The following is a 24,292-nucleotide window of genomic DNA, read 5'->3' as shown; positions in this document are numbered from 1 at the left end:
CCGCCAGGCTCAGTTGATGCCGGTCTTCTTACGGAACATGCCCGCGAAATAGGCCTGCCAGCGGCCGCGCTTGGGATCCATGCCCGGCACTCGGCGCTGCGGCTTGAACTGCGGGAAGGTACGCTTGGGCTCGGACTCGGAGGCCTTGTAGACCTTCACCCGCACGTCGTACCAGGCGGCCTGGCCGGTAATCGGGTCGGAGTTGGAGATATGCTCGCCGGACTCGCAGGGCGGCAGTTCCTCGCTGATCACGTGGTTGAGCAGGAAGCCTTTCTGCGATTCGTTGGCCTTCGGCGAGAGCCCCCAGGCACCAGCGGCCTTGCCGATGGCATTCCAGGTCCAGACCGTGCCCGGCTCGACCGACTCGGAGAAGCGCACCATGCAGCGCACCTTGCCGTGGGGCGACTCGACCCACACCCAGTCACCGTCCTCGAAGCCCTGGGCCTCACCCAGCTTCGGGCTGACATACAGATAGTTGTGGGTATGGATCTGCCGCAGCCAGGCATTCTGGCTGTCCCAGGAGTGATACATGGCCATCGGGCGCTGAGTCACCGCATTGAGCGGGAACTCCTGGGTATCGACCAGGCTGGCCTCCAGGGTCTCATGATAGAAAGGCAGCGGGTCCATGAAGGTGATGATGCGCTGCCGCAGCCGCTCCGGCGGCTGCCTGCCCGGGCGCCTGCCCTGTGCCGCCAGGCGGAACTTCTGCAACACCTCGGAGTAGATGTGGACGTTGATCGGCTCGGCATAGCGGGTCATGCCATGCGCCCGTGCCCACTCCAGGTAACCCTTGTTCCAGTTGCGCATGTACTGGTACGACTTGGGCAGCTCGTAGTGGAAGACGCAGTTGTTCTTGGCGTACATCTCCCACTGACGCGGGTTGGGCTCACCCTTGAGGAACTTCTCGCCGCCCTTGCCGCGCCAGCCGGCAAGGAAGCCGATGCCGGAACCGGGCGAGGTCTCGAAGTTGACGATGAAGTCCGGGTAGTCGCGGAACTTGCGGCTGCCGTCCTCGTTGACGAACGCCGGCAGCTTGAGCCGCGAACCCAGCTCCACCAGCACGTCCTGGAAGGGCTTGCACTCGCCCTTCGGCGGCACCACCGGGATACGCACCGAATCGACCGGCCCGTCGAACTCGGAGATCGGCCGGTCGAGCATGGACATGGCGTCGTGCCGCTCCAGGTAGGTGGTGTCCGGCAGCACCAGGTCGGCGAAGGCCACCGTCTCGGAATGGAAGGCGTCGCACACGATCAGGAAGGGGATCTTGTACTCGCCGTTCTCGTCCTTGTCGGTGAGCATCTCGCGCACATTCGCAGTGTTCATCGACGAATTCCAGGCCATGTTGGCCATGAACAGCAGCAGGGTGTCGATCTTGTAGGGATCACCGCGCCAGGCATTGGTGATGACGTTGTGCATCAGGCCGTGCACCGACAGGGGGCACTCCCAGGAGAAGGCCTTGTCGATGCGCAGCGGCTCGCCGTCCTCGTCCACGAAGAGGTCGTTGGGGTCGGCCGGCCAACCCAGCGGCATGCCGTTGAGCGGGGTGTTGGGCTGTACGTCCTCGCGGCTCTTCGGCGGCTTGGGGCACGGCGGGATGGGCCGCGGGAAGGGCGCCTTGTGGCGGAAACCTCCCGGGGTGTCGATGGTATTGAGCATGGTCATCAGCACGCTCATGGCGCGGATGGTCTGGAAGCCGTTGGAGTGCGCTGCCAGGCCGCGCATGGCGTGGAAGGCGACCGGACCGCCCTTCACGCTCTGGTGTTCCTTGCCCCAGACATCGGTCCACTGGATGGGCAGCTCGATCTTCTGGTCACGCGCGGTCACGCCCATCTCGTGCGCCAGGCGGCGGATGGTGTCGGCCGGGATGCCGGTGATGCCCTCGGCCCATTCGGGGCTGTACTCGTCCACCCGCTCCTTGAGCAGCTGGAAAGCGGTCTTCACCGGCTTGCCGTCGATCTCGTACTCGCCGAGCAGGAAGGGGTCGGCGCCCTCGCTGCGCACGTCCACCGGGCGGTTGGTGATGCGGTCCCACCACAGCTTGTTCTGGGGATCGAAACACCCGTCTTCCACCGGGCGGTCACTGCGGATGAACATGCCGTAGTCGTCCGAGGCCTCGTCCAGGTTGATCAGCTCGGCGGCATTGGTGTAGTTGATGAGGAACTCGCGATCGTACAGGCCCTGGGCGATCAACTCGTGGATGATGGCCAGGAACAGGGCGCCGTCGGCCCCCGGGCGAATGGGCACCCACTCGTCGGCGATCGCCGAGTAGCCGGTGCGCACCGGGTTGATGGAGATGAAGCGCCCGCCGCGCCGCTTGAACTTGGAGATGGCGATCTTCAGCGGGTTGGAGTGATGGTCCTCGGCGGTACCGATCATCACGAACAGCTTGGCGCGGTCGAGGTCCGGACCGCCGAACTCCCAGAAGGAGCCGCCGATGGTATAGATCATGCCCGCGGCCATGTTGACCGAGCAGAAACCACCGTGCGCCGCGTAGTTGGGCGTACCGAACTGCTTGGCGAACAGGCCGGTCAACGCCTGCATCTGGTCACGACCGGTAAAAATGGCAAACTTGCTCGGGTCGGTCTCGCGCAGGTGGGACAGGCGCTCTTCCATGATCTCGAAGGCGCGGTCCCAGGAGATGGGCTCGAAATCCGCCTCGCCCCGCTCGGCGCCCTTGCGCCGCAGCAACGGCCGGGTCAGGCGCGCCGGCGAGTACTGCTTCATGATGCCCGAGGCGCCCTTGGCGCAGATCACCCCCTTGTTGAGCGGATGCTCGGGGTTGCCCTCGATATGGCGCACTTCGCCGTCACGCAAGGTGACGCGGATGCCGCAACGGCAGGCACACATGTAGCAGGTGGTGTTCTTGACCTCGATGCGACCAGTCTCACTCTCTTTGTATTCTGTCGGATCCAGCATTCGGGTAGGCCCTGGTTGAAGGAATCTCGGAACGGTTTTACCGGGGGCGCAACAAACGCCCAAAGCGAACATCATAATATTCGTGATCTCTAATAAGCAAACCCCGATAGCTCTGCGGTGCCGCAAATGCGACGCAACTCACTGAACCGAAAGCTGTCCCGGAGTTTTCAGGGTTTTTTCGGATCGGGTACCGCACCTCAGTAACGCAGCTTGCGGATCACCCGATAGCCGTCCCGATCGGGCTTCCAGCCCCAGAAGTAGGACTGGGCATCGCGCAGGGCATCCCAGAGGGCGTCGTCCCAGGAGCGAGCGCTGAAGCCGCAACCGACCACCGAACGTTTCTTGCCCCGGCGATCCTTGAAATCGCTGCGGATCACGATCACGTAGGCATGTTCGAGATTGGTGAGGTTCTGGGGGCGGATGATGTCCAGGTGCTTGTAGTAGTCGGCATAACCCTTCTTGCGCAGGCGTTCGATGGCCTGATCCTGGGCCTCGGAGACATGGCCACGGGTGATCGCCAGCTCGTAGTCGAGGGTCTGCCCCTGGAACTTGGCCATCACGCAGGCGGCACCGGCAGCCTGTACCGGCCGGCTCGAGGGCATCAGCCAGCCCAGGGCGAACAACAGCGGAAGAAAACGGACGACAACAGGCATGGGCGACCTCCAGGGCTCTGCCCCGTCTATCGGCCGCAGCAGGCGTTTTCTGAAGTCAGGGCAATATCGGGTTGAAGGTGCCCATAGGATCGGCGATACGGCGCACGTCCTGGCGCATGCGCGCGATGTTGCCGGTCATCTGCATCATGTTGGGCGTGATGGTGCCGACAGCCTGTCGCAGCTGGGCCATGTCCTGGTTGATCAGGCGCATGCTCTCGGCCATCAGTGACATGTCCTCGCGCATGCCCGGCAAACGGTCTGTCACCTGCACCACGTGCCCGGTGATCGGCGTCATCTGCTGCATGTGCGCCTGGAAGGCCGCCACGTGCCCGGCTACCAGACCCATGTCGCGATCCACCTGATCCAGTCGGGTCACCATGGACTCCATGTTGCCGACAATGCGGTCCAGATCCTTGTACAGCACCCGAACGTAGTAGAGGTTGAATACCGCGAGCACGATCAACAGGATGGAAATCACCACGATCACCGTGTCGGTGATGCGGAAGTGATGCTCGCGCTCGTCGAGGGTGATCTGGGTCTCGCGTCCGATGCGGGCCATCACCTCGACGATGGGACGGCGGGGATCGAGTTCCGGCGGTGGCATGTCCATGGGGCGACGACCTGCTCAGGGGAAAGGGAACATGCGGTTGAACGTCCGCGCCGGCTTGGACAGGCGGTGCATCTCGCGCCCCATGACACCCACCTCGCCGTTCATGCTGTGGATGGTGGCGGCGATGCCGGCCATCTCGTCCTTGACCGCCGACAATTCGCGCTGCACCCCGGCCACGTCTCCTCGCATGTGCTGCATGTAGCCCTGCATCGCGGCCATCTCCTCGTCCATCTTCGCCGTCGCCTCACCGACCTGCCCCATCAGGGCCACCTGTTTCTCCATGGAACCCATGACCTGGGTGATGTTGTCCATGCGCGTGGTGACCGACTCGAAATGCGAGTTCATGGCTACCACCATGTCGGACATGCGGTTGATCTGCGAGGACAGGGTGAGCAGCAGCACCAGGATGGAAGTGGCGATGCCGCCAAGCAGGATGAGCCCGGCACGGATGGTCCAGTTGAGCCGGTTGCTCAGCTGGGTCTTCATCTCGATCTGCGCCAGCATGATGCCTTCGAAGGAGCTGAGAGCCCGCAGGTACTGGGCCTGGAGCACGCTCTCGTCGGCACTGGCCTTTGGCTCGGGCAGTTCGGATGCCATGGATGGCCGATTCCTGGATGATCGTGGTACCGAGGCGCGCCCCACCGCGGGCACGCCCGTCGTCACGAGGATATTCACCCAAGCATCGGCAGGGGTCAAATGGCCGGAGCCTGCGCCACCGGCCATCCCCCGGTCAGCTTCCCTCGCGCAATGCCGAGAGGTCCCAGCCGCAACGCTTCTCCACCAGGTCGAAGAGGGCATCGTCCGACTTGAGCTTCCAGGTCAGACGTGGATCGGTGTCTCCCGGCTTGGGCCGCTGGTCCCACAATAGAGCAGGCGACAGGCGGCAGCGCTTGCGATAGCGCGAGGGATAACGGATCTCCGCCAGTTTCTTGCGGCCCCACACCCGGGCCCGGCGGGGCGCTTCCCCTCGCTGCGCCACCGTGATGACCAGGCCCTCGCCACGGTAGCGGATGCGCGGGTTGTGGCGCGCGTGGCGGTTGCGGTTGAAATCGATGGGCTGTTCCTCGAGCACGCCATCGACGATCTCCGCAGTCGCCGCATCGAACACCACCGATTCGCCGGTCGGCAGATGCACGCGCAGGCGATCGCCCTCGCGCACCAACGAAGGCAACTGGCGGCGCGGGAAGAAATGCAGCTCACGGAACATGTTGTCGTGGCTGTAACGCTTGCTGATGCGCACGTCGTCCAGCACCGACAGGAAGATCTCCTCGCGCGCCCGGTCGGGATACTGGAAGAGGAATTCCCGACGTGCCCCCGTGCCCTCGAGGCCACGCGGGTTGACCCACGGCGAACCCTTGTTCACCAGGGCGAAACCGACCACCTTTTCCTGCCGCCCCGGCGTATAGGTATAGAGCTTGATGCCCGGTACCCGTCCCATGCTGATTGCGCGATCGTAACGATAGGGCTCACGCACCAAGTCACGCTCGGGCGGCAGGTCGCGCTCCAGCTGCTCGAGCACCGTGTCCACCGGCGGCTTTCGCGGCGGAGGAGGCGGAGGAGCCGGTTTGGGCGCCGGTGCCTTGGGCGGGGTGCCGCAGGAAGCGAGAAACAGGGTAAAGGCGAGCCAGAACAGCTTGCGTCGCATGTGATCGATTCTCCATGTCGTAGTGATGACTTGAACCCCGGCCCGGCCGGGTCTCTCCAGACTCTAGCAGGCGCTCCCGCGCAAACCCGTGACGGCCCCGACAACCTCGGTGTGCGCTATTACCACCTGGGGGATCCCGGGAAAAGTACGTCCTTCCTACCCCTCCCATCCCCTTGCCAGCGGGGGAGGAACTTCCTGATTCGTGTCCTGGGGTCAGAGCAGGCATTTGAATTCTTGCTCTGACTCCAAATTCCGGAGAGCGCCCTTATTCGAGTTCTTCCCAGCGGGCATAGGCCGCCTCGAGGGCCTCTTCCAGCGCCTTCAGGCGCTCACCCAGCCCGGCGAGTCCGTCGGCACCCTGCTGCTCGTAAACCGCCGGGTCGGACAGCTGTTGCTGCACCTCGGCCAGCTCGGCCTCGAGCTGCTCGATGCGCTCCGGCAGGGCATCGAGTTCGCGCTGCTCCTTGTAGCTGCGCTTGCGCGGACGCTCGGCACGCTCACGTTTCGCCTCCCGGGCAGGCGCAGCCCGCTCCTTTTCTCCCTCCGTTGACGACGGCGCGGGTCGCTGCTGCTGCCAGTCGCTGTAGCCCCCCACGTATTCGCCGATCCGCCCCTCGCCCTCGAACACCAGGGTGCTGGTCACCACGTTGTCGAGAAAGTCCCGGTCGTGGCTCACCAGCAGCAGGGTGCCGTCGAAGTCCAGCAGACGTTCCTCGAGCAGCTCCAGGGTCTCCAGGTCGAGATCGTTGGTCGGCTCGTCCATCACCAGCAGATTGAAGGGACGGGTGAACAGGCGCGCCAGCAACAGGCGATTGCGCTCGCCACCCGAGAGGGCGCGCACCGGCTGGCGCGCCCGCGCTGGCGGGAACAGGAAATCGGCGAGGTAGGAGATCACGTGCTGCTCGCGCCCGTTGACCACCACCTTGTCGCTGCCACCGGCGACGTTGTCCTGGACCGTACGGTCCAGGTCGAGCTGCTCACGCAACTGGTCGAAATAGGCGACCTCCAGGCGGGTACCCAGGCGTATCTGCCCGCAGTCGGGTTGCAGGCGACCCAACATCAGGTTGAGCAGGGTGCTCTTGCCGCAACCGTTGGGACCGATGATGCCCACCCGGTCGCCGCGCAGGATGGTCGTGCTGAAGCCGCGGATCACTGGCCGACCATCCCAGGCATAGTCCACGTCTTCCAGCTCGCACACCAGGCGTCCGGAACGCTCGGCGCTGTTGAGCGCGATCCGCGCCGTGCCCTGGCGCGCACGCCGCGCCCTCGCCTCCTCGCGCAAGGCCTGCAGGCGCCGCACCCGGCCCTCGTTGCGGGTACGGCGCGCCTTGATGCCCTGACGAATCCAGGCTTCCTCCTGCGCCAGCAGGCGTTCCTGGCGCGCGCGTTCCCTTGCCTCGGCACGGTCCAGTGCCTCGCGACGCCGCAGGTAGGTGTCGTAGTCGCCGGGAAAGTCGCGCAGGCCGCCCCGGTCCAGTTCCACGATGCGTGTAGCCAGGCGCCGCAGGAAACCCCGGTCATGGGTGATGAAGACCAGGGCGCCACGCCAGCCAAGCAGGAATTCCTCCAGCCAGGCGATGGCCTCGATGTCGAGGTGGTTGGTCGGCTCGTCGAGCAGCAGCAGATCGGGATCACCCGCCAGCGCACGCGCCAGCAACACGCGCCGCTTCATGCCGCCAGAAAGGGAGGCGAAATCCACCTCGCCATCCAGGCCCATGCGCGAGAGGATCGTCTCGACCCGCTGCTGCACCTGCCAGCCCCCGGCCTGCTCCAGTGCCTGCTGGGCCTGCGCCAGGCGCGCCAGCGCGCGCTCATCGGCCGTCTCGCCCAGGGCCGCACCCGCCGCATGGTAGTCCTTGACCAGGGCGGCGATCTCACCCAGGCCATCGGCCACCACCTCGAACACCGTGCCCGCCAGGTCTTCGGGCACGGCCTGCTCGAGCCGCGCCACTCGCGCTCCCCGGCGCAGGACGCGCTCGCCCTCGTCGGGTGCCAGCTCGCCGGCGATGATGCGCAGCAAGGTCGATTTGCCCTCGCCGTTGCGGCCGATCAGGCAGATGCGCTCGCCATCCTCGATCGACAGCGAGACACCATCGAGCAGCGGAGGATGGGCAAAGGACAGGTGGATGTCACGCAAAGACAGCAGGGCCATGAGGGAAGGTCACGCTCGAAACCGGGCGCCATATTCGCACATCCGCCACCCTCCGGCAGCCTTCTTTGGCTCAGGCGTCGCCGCCCCAGCGGATGCCCAGGCGGGCCGTGGCGAGCAATGGCAACGCCAGCGCGACCGGCAGCAGCACCCCGGGCCAGCTACCAAGATAGCGAAGCAGATCACCATCCGGCTCCGTAGCGGCCGCCAGCACCAGCAGGGGCAGGGTAACGAAGGTGAGACGAAAGTCCGACTTGTGGGGCCCGCGCGCCTTCAGGTAGGTGACATAGAAGGGCCGGCCGGTACCGCCAAGGCCGGCAGCAGGACATCAGACGACAGGATGCTCATCGGCGCGAGGCTCCCATATTGTCGTTGCCTCAGCACCCACTATGAACGAGATTCCTCCAGGGAGGAGTAAGCCGCAGGCGACAGATTTTGACGCGGCAAAAGAGACCCCAACGCCGCCCGGCACGGTGACATCCCGGCAAACAACCCTGAAAATCCCAAGCATTAAGGGTTTTCCCCTAATACTCATCCAGACATCGGCCTGCGGGCATTAGGCCAGGTCAATGCCATAATCGGCAAAGCGACATAAAGTATTGCGCGACATCGCTGAACCGACACCCGTTCTCCATCCCATCCATCCGTACCCGAGGATATCGACCATGATGGACCCGGATTTCGTCGAACTCTCACGCTGGCAGTTCGCCATCACCGCCCTGTACCACTTCATCTTCGTCCCGCTCACCCTGGGCTTGACCTGGATCCTGGTGATCATGGAGTCGGTCTACGTGATGACCGGCAAGCCAATCTACAAGGACATGACGCGCTTCTGGGGCAAGCTGTTCGGCATCAACTTCGCCCTCGGCGTGACCACCGGCCTGACCATGGAGTTCGAGTTCGGCACCAACTGGGCCTACTACTCGCACTACGTGGGCGACGTGTTCGGCGCGCCGCTGGCGATCGAGGGCCTGATGGCCTTCTTCCTCGAATCCACCTTCGTGGGCATGTTCTTCCTGGGCTGGGACCGCCTGAGCAAGCGCCAGCATCTGGTGGTGACCTTCCTCACCGCACTGGGCACCAACCTGTCGGCCCTGTGGATCCTGATCGCCAACGGCTGGATGCAGAACCCGGTTGGCGCCGAGTTCAACATCGACACCATGCGCATGGAGATGACCAGCTTCGCCGAGGTGTTCTTCAACCCGGTGGCGCAGGTCAAGTTCATCCATACCGTCTCGGCCGGCTATGTCGCGGCCTCCATGTTCGTGGCGGGCATCTCCGCCTACTACCTGCTCAAGCGGCGTGACCTGGGCTTCGCACGCCGTTCCATGGCAGTCGCCCTGGGCTTCGGCCTGGCCTCCATTCTCTCGGTGACCGTGCTCGGCGACGAGTCGGGCTACGAGGTCGGCGACGTACAGAAGGTGAAGCTGGCCGCCATCGAGGCCGAGTGGCACACCGAGGAACCTCCCGCTGCCTTCACCCTGTTCGGCTGGCCCAATGACGAGACCATGGAGACCGAGCACGCGGTCAAGATCCCCTGGCTGATGGGCATCATCGCCACCCGCTCGCTCGACGAGGAGGTGCCCGGCATCCGCGATCTCATCCGGCTGGCGGAGCACCGCATCCGCGCCGGCATCATCGCCTACCGCGCCATGACCGCGATCCGCAACGGTACCGCCGACGAGGAAGACCGCGCCCTGTTCGACATGTACAAGAAGGATCTCGGCTATGCCCTGCTGCTCAAGCAGTTCACGCCGAACGTCGTGGACGCCACCGACGAAGAGATCGCGAAAGCCGCGCGCGGCACCATCCCCGACGTGACCCTGCTGTTCTGGACCTTCCGCATGATGGTGTTCAGCGGCTTCGCCATGCTGTTCCTGTTCGTCACCGGCTTCGTGCTGATGGCTCGGCGTCGTCTGGAACGCCAACGCTGGCTGCTGCGCGCCTTCCTGTACGGTATTCCCCTGCCCTGGATCGCCATCGAGACCGGCTGGTTCGTCGCCGAGTACGGCCGCCAGCCCTGGGCCATCGGCGAGATCCTGCCCACCTTCCTGGCCACCTCCAGCCTCACCAAGGAGGACCTGATGATCAGCCTGGGCGGCTTCATCGCCTTCTACACGGTACTGGCGATCATCGAGTTCTACCTGATGTTCAAGTTCGCGAGGCTGGGACCCAGCTCGCTGCATACCGGCCGTTATCACTTCGAACGTGGCGGCACGCCCGACCTGGCCAACGCCCCCGCCGCCCCCGTGAAAGACTGAGGAGACCGATCATGCTGCTCGACTACGAAACCCTGAAATTCGTCTGGTGGCTGCTGATCGGCGTGCTGCTGGTCGGCTTCGCCGTGATGGACGGCATGGACATGGGCGTCGGCGCCCTGCTGCCCTTCCTCGGCAAGACCGACGCCGAGCGTCGGGTGATCATCAACACCGTGGGACCGCACTGGGACGGCAACCAGGTCTGGTTCATCACCGCCGGCGGCGCCCTGTTCGCGGCCTGGCCGGCGGTCTATGCCGCGGCCTTCTCGGGCTTCTACTTCGCCATGCTGCTGGTGCTGTTCGCCCTGTTCCTGCGCCCGGTCGGCTTCGACTACCGCTCCAAGCTCGACGCCAGCCAGTGGCGCAGCAGCTGGGACTGGGCACTGATGGGGGGCAGCGCGGTGCCCCCGCTGGTGTTCGGCATCGCCTTCGGCAACCTGCTGCAGGGCGTGCCCTTCCACTACGACGACATCATGCGCCCCTGGTACGAGGGCAGCTTCTTCGGCCTGCTCAACCCCTTCGCCCTGCTCGCCGGGGTGGTGGCCCTGAGCATGTTCGTACTGCACGGCGCCACCTTCCTGCAACTGCGCACCGAGCCGGTCATCGCCGAACGCGCGGCGCGCGCGGTGCAGATCGCCGGGGCAGGGCTGGGGGTCCTGGCCCCGCTGCTGGCCGCCCTGCTCCCCCTCGCGCTGCTGCGCGCCCTGCTCGCCTGGTCCGACGACCGTCTCGCCTGGCACGCATGGGCGGGCACTTTCTCGACGTGCTGCGCCACCTGCCCCTGCTCAAGGCATTCAACGCCAGCCGGCGCGAGGCCCGGCGCATCGCGCAGACTGCCGAGGCCTTCCGCCGCCACACCATGCAGGTGCTGCGCCTGGCCTTCCTGAGTTCGGCGGTGCTGGAATTCCTGGCCGCGATCAGCATCGCCCTGATCGCCGTGCTGGTCGGCTTCCGTCTGCTCGACGGTGAGATGGCCTTCTTCCACGGCCTGTTCGTGCTGCTGCTGGCCCCCGAGTTCTACCTGCCGCTGCGCCGCTTCGGTGCCCAGAACCACGCGCGCATGGAAGCGGTCGCCGCCGCCGGCCAGATCCTCGAGGTGCTGGCCAATGTCGGCCTGCTGGCACTCTCCGGCTGGTTCCTCAGCGCCATGGCGGCGGCCGGGCTGGCCGGTGCCAGCGTCAATTACTTCACCCCGGCGGCCATCATCCGCGGCCTGGCCATGCTGCGCACCGCTGGGCGCTATGGCGAGCGTCTGGTCACCCACGAGGCCACCTTCCGTCTGATTGCCCGCCTGCGCACCTGGCTCTATCAGCGCCTCGAACCCCTGGCCCCAGCGGCACTCGAGGACCAGCGCAGCGGCGAGCTGCTCAACCGTCTGCAGAAGGATATCGACCGCCTCGATGCGGTGTGGCTGCGCATCGCCATGCCGATGCTGATCGCCGCGGTCGCCATCGTCCTGTTCACCGGGTTCGCCGCGCACACCAGCGGCCTGCTGGCCCTGGTGCTGCTGGCTCTGCTGCTCACCGGCGGCCTGCTGCTGCCATTGTGGGTGGCACGGCACAGCCATCGCCAGGGCCCGGCGCTGGTGACCCGGACCGGGCGATTGCGCGCCCGGGTCCTCGACGGCATCGAAGGCCTGGGCGAGCTGCTGGTGTTCGGCGCCGATGCGCGCCAGGCCGAGACCATCGCGCAGGCCGACCGGGCGCTGCGCTGCGCGAGACCCAGGACCGGCTGGAGGCCCCGCGTCTGCTCGCCGACGCCCTGGCCGAGCGCGAACCGCCGATCCGCGAACCCGCGCGGCCACGCCCGCTGCCGCCCCCCGGCGAGATCCGCTTCGAGGGAGTGTGCCTGCGCTACGGCCCCGATCAGCCGCCCGCCCTGGACGGGATCGACCTGGTCCTGCCGCCCGGGAGCCTTACCCTGGTACGCGGCGAGAGCGGAGCCGGCAAGAGTTCGCTGATCCATCTGCTGCTGCGCTTCCGCGACCCGAGCACCGGGCGCATCTGCCACGCGGGTATCGACCTGCGCGAACACCGCAGCGAGGACTGGCGTGCGCGCATCGCCCTGGTCGCCCAGCACACCGAGCTGATCGCCGGCACCCTGCGCGACAACCTGCTGCTGGGCCGGCCAGAGGCTGACGAGCAGCAACTCGACGCCGCCTGCGAACAGGCGCGCATCCTCGATTTCGTGCGTGGTCTGCCCGAGGGCTACGACACCTGGATCGGCGAGACTGGCGTGCGCCTTTCAGGCGGCCAGGCGCGGCGCATCGCCATCGCCCGCGCCCTGTTGCGCGATGCGCCCCTGCTGCTGCTCGACGAACCCACCGAGGGGCTGGACCGCGCCACCGAGCGCGAGGTGATCGCCGCCCTGCGGCCGCTGCTCGCGGGGCGTACCGTGCTGCTGGTCAGTCACCGCCGGCTCGACCTGCCGACACCCGACCAGGTGCTGACCTTGAGCGCCGGGCGCCTGCGCGCCATGCCTCCGGCCGACACGGATGGCTGAGGCCTGCCTGCCCGCCGGATCGACCTCACCCCACCCCGTTGCGCAGCATGGCCTCCGCCGACCAGCCCGGCAGCGCCAGCACCCCGGCCTCCCAGGCCAGCATCAGGCCCTTGCGCGCCGCACCCGACTGGTAATGACCGAGCCGACCATCACCCCGGATCACCCGGTGGCAGGGGATCAGCCAGGCCACGGGATTGCGCGCCATGGCCGTGCCCGCCGCGCGTGCGGCGCCCGGGGCGCCGGCCAGGTGCGCCAGGGTTCCGTAGTCGCACAGCCCGCCCGCCGGGATGCGGGCCAGCGCCTGCCAGACCCGGAACTGGAAGGCGGTCCCGCTCAACCGCAAGTGCAGGGGCACGGCGTCGGTCGTATCGAAAGCACGCCCGGCCCAGCGCGCGGCCGCGACCGGGTCGGGTTGCGAGAGAAAACGCGCCGCTGGCAGATGGCGACGCAACAGCACCTCCGCCGCCCGTCCCGGCCCGGTGAACGACAGGTGCCACAGCGCTCCCGCGTCGAAGGCGAGCACCGCCTCGCCGAAGGGGGTGAGCGCGCAGCCCCAGGCCAGTTCCTGTTCACATCGGGGATCGACCCACGACAGCACGAGCGATCGCCAGAGCCGGCCTGCCGGCACGGTTGCACGTACTCGGCGCGCAAGGGCCGACGGTGCCAGCAGCGCCGCCAACGCCGCGTCCGGTGGCGGTCCTTCCCGCGCCATCCAGGCGGCAACCATCCCCTCCAGGCGCTGGTAAGCGGCTGCCACGACCTCGAAGTAACTCACAGATGAGGCGGCAGCTGCTTGCGAATCTCCTCTGCCGAATGGGTCGTGAGATCCTTGGCGATCTCCCCACTGACCCGATCGAACAGCTCTGTGGAAGCCTGCTTGCGCAACAGGCCCAGGACCTTGGGCGAGGCCACCAGGTAGATACGCGAGAAAGCCCCCTCGCTCCGCGCCTTCTCCAGGTCCTGCACCAGTTCGTGGGCGAAACGTTCGGCCTCGGCCGGCTTGTGCACGGGATCGGCGGCAACCCCGTGTCGTCCACCTGGCCCACTGTTGCTGCCGCCACCATCGGTGACCAGATCGCTCTCGTGCAGGCGGGACTCGGGGTGTGTCCAGTCGCGCAACTCCTCCAACGGCCCGTTGCGCTTGAGGGCCTTGAACAGGCGCACGCGGCTGGCGTCGGCTACCAATACCCAGATGCTCATGAAATGGCTCCCTTCTGTTTGTGGTTTTCGGGACGATGCCACAGCCCCCCTTCATGTAATAGCAGATTCGGGGACCGGCGGGATTGATCCGCAACAAACGGACCTGCCCTCGACAAACATGGGGGCTAATGCCCCCATACGAAACCCCAATCTACCCGCACCGTGGCGCGTGCTAGAAATAACCTCCCGCCGGAGGACCTAGACATGAGTGACGAGAGCAACAAGGGCGTACGCGAGATCCGCATCAATCCCATCGTCCCCACCGAGTCCGTGCTGGTAGCCACCGCGCGCGGCATGCGTCCCAAGAAGGCCGAGGAACGCATCGAGCGCGACACCCGGACCCACGTGGACACCTGCCCCTTCTGCCGCGGCAACGAGGACCGCACCCCGCCGGAGATCACCCGCTGGCCCGAGCAGGGCGACTGGAAGATGCGCATCGTACCCAATCTCTACCCGGTGCTGGGCGACGACAGCCCGTCCAACAACATCGCCTTCGGCCTGCAGCAGGTGATCGACGGCTACGGTCGCCACGAGGTGATCATCGACCACCCCGACCACGGCATCATCCTCCACGAGATGAGCGAAGACCACCTGAGCGCCCTGTTCGCCCTGTTCCAGCGGCGCATGGCCGAGCTGTACGCCTCGGACCGGCGCCTGAAGTACGTGCTGGTGTTCAAGAACTTCGGTCCCGCCGCCGGCGCCAGCATCCCGCACACCCACAGCCAGATCATCGCCATGCCGGTGGTGCCCGAGAACGTGCAGAACGAGGTCACCCACAGCCGCGAACACCACCGCAAGTTCGGCCAGTGCATCTTCTGCTCGCTGATCGACGAGGCACTCACCTTCGAGGCCACCATCTACGAGCGCGAGACCGGCCAGGTCCGGCGCAAGATCAACGTCGGCCAGTACGTCATCGAGCGTGGCGAACGCTTCGTCGCCATCAAGCCGTTTGCCAGCCGCTTTGAATGGGAGATCCATATCCTGCCACTGGCGCACGAGGCCGACTTCCTCCAGGCCAGCGAAGAAGATCTCGCCGACTTCGCACGCGTGCTGCGGCGCACCATGGCACGACTCGACAAGGTCGTCGGCGGCGTGCAGTTCAACTTCTTCCTGCACTCGGTGCCCCACGGCGAAGACTACGAGAACTGTGGCGACAGCTACCACTGGCACCTCGAGATCTGCCCGCGCACCAGCATCCCCACCGGCTTCGAGCTGGGATCGGGTCTGTTCGTGAGCACCGTCAGCCCCGAAGACGCCGCCGAGGCCCTGCGCAACGTCGAGATCGACGAGACGCCGTAGCCCGTTGCGCGGCGGCATGGCCGCGCCACCACGGCCCTGTCCGCATGCCCAGCCGATCACTGGCTCCGGTCATTGAGCGCACAGTCGAATGCGGTACACTGGTGGCCGTTCGATTCTTTGCACGGAACACCCCATGCCCAGCAGGAACAGCCATCTCGTCCTCTCCGCCCTCGGCAAGGACCGTCCCGGCATCGTCGATCGCCTGACGCGCGCCATCCTCGAGGCGGACTGCAACATCCTCGACACCCGCATGGCCGTACTCAGTGGCGACTTCGCCATCCTGATGTCGGTGGAGGCCCCCTGGGACAAGCTGGCACGGCTCGAAAGCCAGATTCCCGAACTGCAACGCGAGCTGGGACTGACCATCATTGCCGACCGCGCCGAGCCGGATGCCCGCAAGGTAGATCTGCTGCCCTACGGCGTGGACGTGGTCGCGCTGGATCAGCCCGGCATCGTGCACAACCTGGCCGCCTTCTTCTCGCAGCGCGGCATCAACATCGAGGACATGACCACCAGCAGCTATGCCGCGGCGCACACCGGCACGCCCATGTTCGCAGTGCGCATGACCGTGGGCATCCCGGCGACCATGCACATCGCCAGCCTGCGCGAGGAATTCATGGACTTCTGCGACCAACTCAATCTCGATGCCGTACTCGAGCCAGTCAAGGGATAAGAGGACAACACCATGCCTGTCACCGTCGACAAGCCCGTACCCGATGTAGAACTCCTGCTCACCGGCGGCCGTCAGGCGCGCCTGTCCGACTACCGCGGTCAACCGCTGGTGCTGTACTTCTACCCCAAGGCCAACACCCCCGGCTGCACCCAGGAAGGCCAGGACTTCGCCGAATACATCAACAAGTTCCGCCGCCAGTCCTGCCGCATCCTCGGCGCCTCGCGCGACAGCCTGTGAAGGCGCAGGAAAACTTCAAGGCAAAGTTCGGCTTTCCCTTCGACCTGGTCGCCGACCCCGATGAGGTGCTGTGCGAGGCCTTCGGCGTGATCAAGCTGAAGAACATGTACGGCCGGCAGGTGCGCGGAATCGAGCGCAGCACCTTCCTGATCGACGCCGAGGGCATCCTGCGCCGCGAGTGGCGCGGGGTGAAGGTCAAGGGCCACGTGGAGGAAGTGCTCGAAGCGGTCAAGGCCCTGAACCAGGGTTGATCCGTGGGCCTCAAGTCACGCACCGCCAAGAAGCTCTTCGTGCTCGACACCAACGTGTTGATGCACGACCCCACCGCCCTGTTCCGCTTCGCCGAGCACGACATCTTCCTGCCCATGGTGGTGCTCGAGGAACTCGACCACGCCAAGAAGGGCACCTCGGAAGTCGCACGTAACGTGCGCCAGGCAAGCCGCTTCCTGGCTGACTTGATGGCCCATGCCCGCCCCGAACAGATCAGCGCCGGCCTGCCACTGAGCGGCGCGCGCCTGATCGAAAGCGTGGATCAGCAGGCCGAGTTGGGTCACCTGTTCTTCCAGACCCACCTGCAACCAGCCGCCCTGCCCGAGTCACTGCCCGGCAACGTGCCCGACAACAACATCCTGGGCACCGCGCTGGCGCTCAAGGCCATGGCCACCGACCGCCAGGTGGTACTGGTCTCCAAGGACATCAACCTGCGCATCAAGGCCGCGGTGGTGGGGCTTGTCGCCGAGGACTACCACAACGACCAGGCACTGGACGATCTCGACCTGTTGTTCTCGGGTCAGACCAAACTGCCTGCGGACTTCTGGGACCGCCACTCGCGCGACATGGAGTCCTGGCAGGAAGAAGGCCGCACCTTCTACCGCGTCTCCGGACCGGACACCCGCGAGTGGTACATCAACCAGCTGGTCTACCAGGAGGGCGACCAGCCTTTCGAGGCCATCGTGCGCCGCAAGGAAGGCGACGACGCCATCATCGAGTGGATACAGGACTTCCGCACCAGCAAGCATTCGGTGTGGGGCATCAACGCGCTCAACCGTGAGCAGAACTTCGCGCTCAACCTGCTGATGGACCCCGAAATCGACTTCGTCACCCTGCTGGGGACCGCCGGCACCGGCAAGACCCTGCTGGCGTTGGCTGCAGGTCTGTCGCAGGTAATGGACACCAACCGCTACCGTGAGATCGTGATGACCTGGGTAACGGTGCCCGTGGGCGAGGACATCGGTTTCCTGCCCGGCACCGAGGAAGAGAAGATGACGCCCTGGATGGGCGCGCTCACCGACAACCTCGAGGTACTCACCCAGACCAGCGGTGGCGACTGGGGACGTGCCGCCACTGACGAACTGTTGCGCTCAAAGATTCGCATCCATTCGCTCAACTTCATGCGCGGACGCACCTTCCTGAACAAGTACATCATCCTGGACGAGGCGCAGAACCTCACCCCCAACCAGATGAAGACCCTGATCACCCGCGCCGGTCCCGGCACCAAGATCATCTGCCTGGGCAACCTGACGCAGATCGACACCCCCTATCTCTCCGAGACCACCTCGGGGCTGACCTACGTGGTGGACCGGTTCAAGAGCTGGCCGCACAGCGGGCACATCACCCTGACACGCGGTGAGCGCTCACGGCTGGCGGATTACGCCTCGCAGATTCTCTAGGGAACCCCTGAAAAAGCACTTTCTCCCCTCCTCCGCAAGCTGAGGAGGGGCATGACAGGAAATTCCCCGGGGAGGTCTCCATCCAAACTGGTCATGAAACGCGACCCTGCCGCCGGAACACACCATCGACGCGTTACCTGCCTTTGCGATAGTGGGCGGTCAGGTGCGATTGGCACACCGTGAGCCGACGCATTCCGGTCGGCAATCTCATCGCCCCGGACTTGTTCGGAGAGCCCCCGAGAGCACCTTGCGCGTGGCATCGTAGATCGCGGGCATCTTGCGCCAGGCCGCCAGGGCGATCTCGGTCTTGCCCTGGCGCGCAGCATGCTCCACTGTCCTGGCCAGCGCCGAGAAGTGCATGGCTCCGACATTGGCGCTACTCGACTTGAGCGAGTGTGCCGGTACGATCATGGCCTCGACATCCCCGGCCTCGGCCGCCTGACGCAGCTGCTGCATCAATTCGGCCGAACTGTCCTTCCAGGTCTGCACCAGGTCATCCAGATCGTCGCCCATTACCTCCTGCAACTCCTCGAGCACCGAACGGTCGAGAAGTGCCTGCCGGCGGTCTGTCGGCACTGTCTCTGCCGCACCCGTCGCCGCAGATGTTGCGGGGCGCTGTCGCTCGCCTTTCCTTCCCCAGCGGCCCAGCATGGCATCCAGCTCTTTCCGGGAGACCGGCTTGGCCAGGTAATCGTCCATGCCGGCAGCCAGGCACTTCTCACGGTCGCCGTGCATGGCATTGGCGGTCATGGCGATGATCGGCAGATGTCCACCGGCCTTCCGTTCATGCTCGCGCCAGGCCCGGGTAGCTTCGTAGCCATCCATTACCGGCATCTGGCAGTCCATCAGCACCAGGTCGACCCCTCCCTGTTTCAGCCGGTCGAGCGCCAGGCGCCCGTTCTCGACCACCTCACAGGCCGCCCCCAGGCGGTCCAGCACCCGCTTGACCACACCGGAATTGACCGGGTTGTCCTCGACCAGCAGCACCCGCAGACCGGAAGTGCCACCGCTGCCCTCGGCGGAATCCGGGGTATCGGCGAGGGCAGTCTCCTGCTCGATGTTGAGATCGCGGTAGCCCAGGAGATCGTCGTGCTGGGCCTCGTAACTGGCACTGCCGACGACATCGAATACCCGATGTAGCAAGCGCTTCAGTACGGAAGTCTGCAGTCCCCCCTGAATCACCTGCACACCGAACGACTCACGCAGGCGTCGCGCCACCTCGCTGGCACGGATGACCACGATCACGGGCAGGTCCGCCAGGCCCGCCTCGTCCCGGATGCCGTGCAGCAGGGCCGGCAACTGCGACTCGATGCCCCGGCCATCGATGAGTACTCCCTCGAAGGCCCAGCTCGGGCCAAGACGCGCCGCATCGCGCAAGCGAGCCAGTACTGCACCAGGAGCGGCCTCCTCGACCTTGACCCCCCATTGACCCAGGGCCTGCGTAATCTCCCGGCGCACCCCGGCATCCGGCAACACGGCCAGCAGGCGTATGCCGTCCAGATCCTTGCGCAAGGTGGGGACCTCATGAATGGATCGCCGCAGGGAAACGGTGAACCAGAAGGTGGATCCCTGGCCCGGACGCGAACGCACACCGATACGTCCCCCCATCAGCTCTACCAGGCGACGGCAGATGGCCAGCCCCAGCCCGGTACCCCCGTGCTTGCGCGTTGTCGAGGCGTCGGCCTGGGTGAACGATTCGAACAGACGCCCTGCCGCCTCGCGAGACAGGCCGATTCCCGTATCGGTGACGCTGAAGCGCAGCTCGACCTCGCGCCGGCCGGCACGCTGCAGCTCGATGCGCACGGTGATACTGCCCTTCTCGGTGAACTTGACCGCGTTACTCACCAGGTTGGCCAGGATCTGACGCAGACGAATGGGGTCGCCCCGCACCGAACGGGGTACGTCCTTGTCTATTCGCAGAGCCAGACGCAGGCCCTTGCGCTCTGCGCTGGTGGCCATCAGGTCGAGCACGCCACGCACCAGCTCTTCCAGGTTCAGTTCGATACTCTCGAGTTCCAGCTTGCCGGAATCGGCCTTGGCGTAATCCAGGATGTCATTGATGATGCGCAGCAGGTGCCGGGACGAATTCAACGCCGTGCGCACATAGCGCCGTTGCTCGTCGTTCAGTTCCGTACTCTGAAGAAGATCGAGGATCGGCAGAATACCGTTCAGCGGGGTACGGATCTCGTGGCTGATGGTGGCCAGAAACTCGGTCTTCGCGCGACTGGCACTCTCGGCCAGACTGCGCACCTCGGCCAGCTCCTGGCGACAACGCGCAACCTCTTCGTTGGCCTGGCGGACACGCCCGTCGGCGTCGAGCAGCCGTTCCTCCAGGTCCTCGCCACGTTTTCGTGCCTCGTTGTCACGGGAGCGTGCCCGCCCCAGCTCGCGCCTCAGCAGATGCCCGCCCAGTCCCATGATGGCGGCGGCAACCACCGCCACGGCCAGCCACGACCGGAGACCACCGTCGAACCAGACTGCCACCGTCAACAGCAACACCAGCAGCAGCCAGAAACCCGGCAACCAGTGCAACAGGGGAAGAAACACCAGCAATACGGCCCCCAGGCCGAGCAACTGCAAGGCCGGATGCGTGCTCGCGATACCGATGGGCATCAGCAACCACGCAGCAAGCTGCAGCGCCAGCAGGGAAAACAGGGCCGCCTCCCACAACAGGAGCCGATGTCGGGACACCAGCACCCGTCGCGAAACCCATCCCAGCAGCATCAGCAACGCCGCACTGACCCCCATCAGCTGCAAGGGGGCCTGGTCTGCCATGCCGAGCAGATACAGGCCAACCCCGGCAAGTGCCAGCAACGGCGCCACCCAGGCCGCCCAGCGCAAAGCCCCCAGCAGGGCCTCACGATCCGCCGACCAGCCCGTCACCGCTCCCTGCCGGGAGTCTGGCTTGCGGGCATCTTCCAAATCATTCTGCACCGTATTCACCTGTCTCCCTGCCCATCCAGGGCCCTCTTATCCTAACTGTACCTGCGAAGAGAATCCCGGTTAAGGTAATATGGGTGGATCGTGATGGATCGAGATGCCCCAGATGCCGGATAGATCGCCCGATTCGCCGCCAAGGTCCGATGCCAGGGAAGCTGATTCGAATGCCCTCGCCAGCCTGACCGACCAGGTCCACAACATCCGCTCACTGTGGGCCTCCCAGCGCGAACACTGGAAACCCGAAACCACCAGTGAGCTCCATGAGCAGCTGAGCCGGCTGGCGGAGCAGGCCGAACAGGTCGGGGCGAGCGAGCTGGCCGAGGCAGCCTTCTCTGCCGAGGTCTATCTGAGCTCTTTCGTCGGCATGGAACTGCCGATGACACCCGAACAACGAGAGCACTTCGACGGGCTGCTCGCCGCGCTGGATGTACCGCTGCCGCCTCTGGACCAGCAACTCCACGGTACCGAGCCGCCGACCTCGTCCCAACCCGAACCTCCCTCGCCCAACATCTGTGTCCTGGGCACCCTGCCACAAGCCTTTGATGCTGTCGTCAGCCAACTGGGCGAAAGCGGCTTCTCCATACAGCGACTCGACGACCCGGCCGCGGCCATCCATCTGCTGCATCGCCGTCAGGCGAGTGCAGTGCTGGCGGACGTGGCATCGATCCCGAAGATGGAACCCCTGATCGAAGAGGTTGCCCTCATCCACAAGAACACCGGCCGCCGCGTTCCCCTGATCTACGTAGCGGAAAACGGCGACCTCGAAACCCGGATACGTGCGACCCGTGCGGGCGGCAGCGCCTTCTTCTCCCCCCCCCCTTTGACATGCAGGATATCCGGGAACGCATCGCCGTATTGCTGGGGACCCAGACGCTTCGCGCGCCTTATCGCGTGGTGGTGGTCGACGACGATCTGGCACAGGCCAAGTTTGCGGCTTCGGTACTGTCCAAGGCCGGCATGGAGGTCCGGACGGTGACCGATCCAATGCAGATACTCGACCAGTTGCGCGAATTTCGGCCCAACCTCATCCTGATGGATATCTACATGCCACGGGTCAGCGGTATCGAACTCACCTCGGTGATCAGGGAATACAACGAGTTCGTGAACCTCCCCATCGTCTTCCTCTCGGGCGAACAGGATACCGACAAGCAGGTAGACGCCTTGAGCGTCGGAGGTGACGACTTCATCACCAAGCCCATTCGCCCCCGGCAGCTGATCGCGGTAGTCGAGAACCGCATCCGCCGCTCGCAGATGCTCTTCGAAACCGGCCAGGGCCCTCAGTACGGCCGTTGCACACTCACCCAGACCCAGTTTCTGGACCGGATCGCTGCCCAACTGAGCACCGATCCCATGCGCACCCAGGCGCACGCCGTTCTGCTGCTGCGACCCGACCAGATGCACAAGCTGGAAGGACTGGAAGGGATAGCCGACCTGATCACCGAGCTCGAAGAGGTGGTGGCCAAGGAGCTGGGCGCCAACGACGCCCTGGCTCGCCTGGATGACGAGACGCTCGGTATCCTGGTCCGACGCTCGAATACCAACCCCATCCACGACCTGTGTTCACGTCTCCACGAGACGGTCACTCGACACACCTTCACCCTCTGCGACGAACAGCGGACCCTGACCATTGCCATCGGCATGGCCCTGGCACAAAAGCTCGGAAACGAAGCCCCGGAAATGATCAGCCGTGCCAGGCTGGCACTGCAGCACGCACTCGCTGACGGCCCGGGAAAGACGGTGACCCACGATGAGTCGCTGGAAAAGCAGCTTGCTGCCGCCAGTGAAGCGGCCGTGGCGGCAAGCCAAGATATCACGCAGATCCTGCGCGATCGTCTGGCAAACGACGAGATCAGGCTGTTCTATCAGCCGATGCTCGACCTGGTCGACCCGGGGACCGAAGCCTGGGAGATACAGCCACGTCTGCCGACGGCCACGGGCGAGTTGCTGCCGCTGCAGGACCTGCGCAAGGAAATCGAACGTGCCGGTCTCGCCGACCAGGTCGATACCTGGTTGCTCGGCAGGGCCCTGGATATCCTCAAGCAACGCCGGAACGACGGCCACAAGACCCGCCTGTTCATTCCCCAGTCGGCGATCTCCCTGCACAACCCCGACTACCCGGAGTGGGTGTCCGAAGAGCTGCGCGATCGTCGAATGGTGGGGACCGGCCTGGTGCTGCAATTCCGGCTCTCCGCCCTGTCACACGATCTGAAGGCTGCCAAGCAGGCCATCGGCCAGCTGCACGCAATGGATATCCGTGTCTGTCTGTCACACTTTGCCGAGAAATCCGCGGCCTTCAAGGTGCTGCGCTATGTCCGCGGCAACTTCATCCGCATAGCGCCACGCCTGCTCAAGGCCGACAAGGAAACCATCACCACCGTGATCAACGAGGCCCACCGCGCAAACGCGCGGGTCGTGGTCTCGAATATCGACGACCCACGGGCCATCGACCTGCACTGGTCCTCGGGCGCCGACCTGTTGCAGGGTGATTTCATCCAGCAGGCGATGGAGACCATGGAATATGATTTCACCCAGGTCGTGATCTGATTTCATGGCCAAGCCTAGCGGCAACGCACGCAGCCTGCTGATACGGCAACGCTACCCCATGCTGGATGATCCGGAACTGGTGGCGGCCATCGACCAGGCTGGCCTGGACGCCAGGCTACCCGCTGGCGCCGCGATCTGCGACCTGGGACAGGAATGCACCCACCTGGCACTGGTCCTCGAGGGGCGCGCCCGGGTCTACGAACTGGCCGAATCGGGACGCGAGATCACCCTCTACCGCATCGAAGCCGGCGAATGCTGCATTCTCACCGCCTCCTGCATCCTCGGCGGCGAACGCTTTCCCGCCATCGCCAGTTGCGAACGGGATCTGCAGGTCATCCTGATCCCCGCCGTCCATGTCGAGGACTTCATGCTGCGCTTCCCGGCCTGGCGACGCTTCATCTGGCGCCTGCTCGCCACCCGGCTGTCCGGTGTGCTGATGCTGCTCGAGGAGGTGACCTTCCGCCGCCTGGACCAGCGACTGCTGCGCTACCTGTTGCAGCGAGGCGAGGAAAGTGGCCGTGACGACCTGGCGATCACCCACCAGACCATCGCCGACGACCTGGGCACCTCGCGCGAAGTAGTCAGCCGCGTACTCAAGGATCTGGCCCACCGGGGCATGCTGGAGCTGCGGCGCGGTCACGTCCAGCTGCACCGACAGGCGCTGAAACAGGCACTGGCTCAATGTGACTAAGTCACCGACGGCCTCTCGGCGATTGGCTAGACTGAAACCACATCAACCAGAAACACAAAGGAGATCGTCATGAAACAGAACATTGGTGGAATCGACCGCACTCTCCGCCTGGTCGTGGGTGTAGCGCTGCTCGCCTGGGGCTACGTGAACCAGAACTGGTGGGGCGCTGTCGGCATCATCCCGCTGTTCACCGGGGCGATCGGCTGGTGCCCGCTCTATCTGCCCTTTGGGCTCAGCACCAAGAAGGGCTGAGTCCCGGGTATCGCCCTGCGACAAGCCCCCGCGCGGGGGCTTTTTCGTGTATG

The 24,292-nt window shown here is 65.3% G+C and carries 19 protein-coding genes and 2 pseudogenes; 12 read left to right on the top strand and 9 right to left on the bottom strand.

The window, feature by feature from the left end; translation table 11 throughout:
• Nucleotides 1-9: 9 nt before the first annotated feature.
• The 6 genes from soeA to EBS_RS04670 form a co-directional block, all read right to left on the bottom strand.
• The gene (gene soeA, locus EBS_RS04695; RefSeq protein ID WP_043107591.1) at nucleotides 10-2,916 is read right to left on the bottom strand and encodes a sulfite dehydrogenase subunit SoeA; all 2,907 of its coding nucleotides are present in this window, start codon (nucleotides 2,914-2,916) and stop codon (nucleotides 10-12) included.
• A 197-nt stretch (nucleotides 2,917-3,113) separates the two neighbouring features.
• Nucleotides 3,114-3,569, bottom strand: a complete 456-nt coding sequence (locus EBS_RS04690; RefSeq protein WP_148307664.1) for a hypothetical protein — start codon at nucleotides 3,567-3,569, stop codon at nucleotides 3,114-3,116.
• A 55-nt stretch (nucleotides 3,570-3,624) separates the two neighbouring features.
• Nucleotides 3,625-4,179: a hypothetical protein gene (locus EBS_RS04685; protein WP_052199306.1), complete on the bottom strand. Its 555-nt coding sequence runs from the start codon at nucleotides 4,177-4,179 to the stop codon at nucleotides 3,625-3,627.
• Nucleotides 4,180-4,194: 15 nt separating this feature from the next.
• Nucleotides 4,195-4,776, bottom strand: a complete 582-nt coding sequence (locus EBS_RS04680; RefSeq protein ID WP_043107589.1) for a hypothetical protein — start codon at nucleotides 4,774-4,776, stop codon at nucleotides 4,195-4,197.
• A 133-nt stretch (nucleotides 4,777-4,909) separates the two neighbouring features.
• Complete coding sequence (locus EBS_RS04675) at nucleotides 4,910-5,824, bottom strand: hypothetical protein (RefSeq protein ID WP_043107588.1); 915 nt, start codon at nucleotides 5,822-5,824, stop codon at nucleotides 4,910-4,912.
• A gap of 265 nt (nucleotides 5,825-6,089) precedes the next feature.
• The gene (locus EBS_RS04670) at nucleotides 6,090-7,976 is read right to left on the bottom strand and encodes an ATP-binding cassette domain-containing protein (RefSeq protein WP_043107587.1); all 1,887 of its coding nucleotides are present in this window, start codon (nucleotides 7,974-7,976) and stop codon (nucleotides 6,090-6,092) included.
• A gap of 662 nt (nucleotides 7,977-8,638) precedes the next feature.
• Here EBS_RS04670 and EBS_RS04665 point away from each other — a divergent pair.
• The 4 genes and pseudogenes from EBS_RS04665 to EBS_RS14210 all read left to right on the top strand — a co-directional run bounded on the left by EBS_RS04665 (nucleotide 8,639) and on the right by EBS_RS14210 (nucleotide 12,733).
• A complete protein-coding gene (locus tag EBS_RS04665; RefSeq protein WP_043107586.1) occupies nucleotides 8,639-10,234 on the top strand; it encodes a cytochrome ubiquinol oxidase subunit I in 1,596 nt (531 codons plus the stop codon).
• An 11-nt stretch (nucleotides 10,235-10,245) separates the two neighbouring features.
• Nucleotides 10,246-10,965: pseudogene (gene cydB, locus EBS_RS04660) on the top strand (cytochrome d ubiquinol oxidase subunit II); the annotation flags it as partial.
• An 8-nt stretch (nucleotides 10,966-10,973) separates the two neighbouring features.
• On the top strand, nucleotides 10,974-12,191 hold the full coding sequence (locus EBS_RS14520) for an ABC transporter transmembrane domain-containing protein (protein WP_148307663.1): 1,218 nt from the start codon (nucleotides 10,974-10,976) through the stop codon (nucleotides 12,189-12,191).
• On the top strand, nucleotides 12,074-12,733 hold the full coding sequence (locus tag EBS_RS14210; RefSeq protein ID WP_171816184.1) for an ATP-binding cassette domain-containing protein: 660 nt from the start codon (nucleotides 12,074-12,076) through the stop codon (nucleotides 12,731-12,733). Before EBS_RS14520 ends, EBS_RS14210 begins: the two co-directional genes overlap by 118 nt.
• A gap of 25 nt (nucleotides 12,734-12,758) precedes the next feature.
• Here the strand turns inward: EBS_RS14210 and EBS_RS12785 are convergent, their stop codons facing one another.
• Complete coding sequence (locus EBS_RS12785) at nucleotides 12,759-13,490, bottom strand: methylated-DNA--[protein]-cysteine S-methyltransferase (protein ID WP_148307661.1); 732 nt, start codon at nucleotides 13,488-13,490, stop codon at nucleotides 12,759-12,761.
• Nucleotides 13,491-13,504: 14 nt separating this feature from the next.
• Nucleotides 13,505-13,933, bottom strand: a complete 429-nt coding sequence (locus EBS_RS04645; RefSeq protein ID WP_043107585.1) for a host attachment protein — start codon at nucleotides 13,931-13,933, stop codon at nucleotides 13,505-13,507.
• 204 nt (nucleotides 13,934-14,137) lie between these two features.
• On the opposite strand from EBS_RS04645, the gene EBS_RS04640 reads away from it, so the two are divergent.
• The 4 genes and pseudogenes from EBS_RS04640 (at nucleotide 14,138) to EBS_RS04625 (ending at nucleotide 17,812) form a co-directional block, all read left to right on the top strand.
• Complete coding sequence (locus EBS_RS04640) at nucleotides 14,138-15,232, top strand: galactose-1-phosphate uridylyltransferase (protein ID WP_043107584.1); 1,095 nt, start codon at nucleotides 14,138-14,140, stop codon at nucleotides 15,230-15,232.
• Between the two features lie 133 nt (nucleotides 15,233-15,365).
• The gene (locus tag EBS_RS04635) at nucleotides 15,366-15,905 is read left to right on the top strand and encodes a glycine cleavage system protein R (protein WP_043107583.1); all 540 of its coding nucleotides are present in this window, start codon (nucleotides 15,366-15,368) and stop codon (nucleotides 15,903-15,905) included.
• 12 nt (nucleotides 15,906-15,917) lie between these two features.
• Nucleotides 15,918-16,393: pseudogene (locus tag EBS_RS04630) on the top strand (peroxiredoxin).
• 3 nt (nucleotides 16,394-16,396) lie between these two features.
• Nucleotides 16,397-17,812, top strand: a complete 1,416-nt coding sequence (locus tag EBS_RS04625; RefSeq protein WP_043107582.1) for a PhoH family protein — start codon at nucleotides 16,397-16,399, stop codon at nucleotides 17,810-17,812.
• Between the two features lie 207 nt (nucleotides 17,813-18,019).
• On the opposite strand, the gene EBS_RS04620 is transcribed toward EBS_RS04625, so the two are convergent.
• Complete coding sequence (locus EBS_RS04620; protein ID WP_148307660.1) at nucleotides 18,020-20,746, bottom strand: ATP-binding protein; 2,727 nt, start codon at nucleotides 20,744-20,746, stop codon at nucleotides 18,020-18,022.
• A 112-nt stretch (nucleotides 20,747-20,858) separates the two neighbouring features.
• On the opposite strand from EBS_RS04620, the gene EBS_RS14515 reads away from it, so the two are divergent.
• The 4 genes from EBS_RS14515 (at nucleotide 20,859) to EBS_RS04600 (ending at nucleotide 24,239) form a co-directional block, all read left to right on the top strand.
• Complete coding sequence (locus EBS_RS14515) at nucleotides 20,859-21,728, top strand: DNA-binding transcriptional response regulator (RefSeq protein ID WP_231892844.1); 870 nt, start codon at nucleotides 20,859-20,861, stop codon at nucleotides 21,726-21,728.
• Nucleotides 21,644-23,296 carry an EAL domain-containing protein gene (locus EBS_RS04610; protein WP_231892869.1) on the top strand — a complete coding sequence of 551 codons (1,653 nt, stop codon included), beginning with the start codon at nucleotides 21,644-21,646 and terminating at the stop codon, nucleotides 23,294-23,296. Before EBS_RS14515 ends, EBS_RS04610 begins: the two co-directional genes overlap by 85 nt.
• Nucleotides 23,297-23,300: 4 nt before the next feature.
• Nucleotides 23,301-23,987: a Crp/Fnr family transcriptional regulator gene (locus tag EBS_RS04605; RefSeq protein WP_052199302.1), complete on the top strand. Its 687-nt coding sequence runs from the start codon at nucleotides 23,301-23,303 to the stop codon at nucleotides 23,985-23,987.
• Between the two features lie 69 nt (nucleotides 23,988-24,056).
• The gene (locus tag EBS_RS04600; protein ID WP_043107579.1) at nucleotides 24,057-24,239 is read left to right on the top strand and encodes a YgaP family membrane protein; all 183 of its coding nucleotides are present in this window, start codon (nucleotides 24,057-24,059) and stop codon (nucleotides 24,237-24,239) included.
• Nucleotides 24,240-24,292 lie beyond the last annotated feature (53 nt).

The sequence above is a fragment of the endosymbiont of unidentified scaly snail isolate Monju genome (assembly GCF_000801295.1).
Classification (GTDB): domain Bacteria; phylum Pseudomonadota; class Gammaproteobacteria; order Chromatiales; family Chromatiaceae; genus MONJU.
Note: the sequence above shows the minus strand (reverse complement) of the source record. Positions and strands in the feature narration are given on the sequence as shown.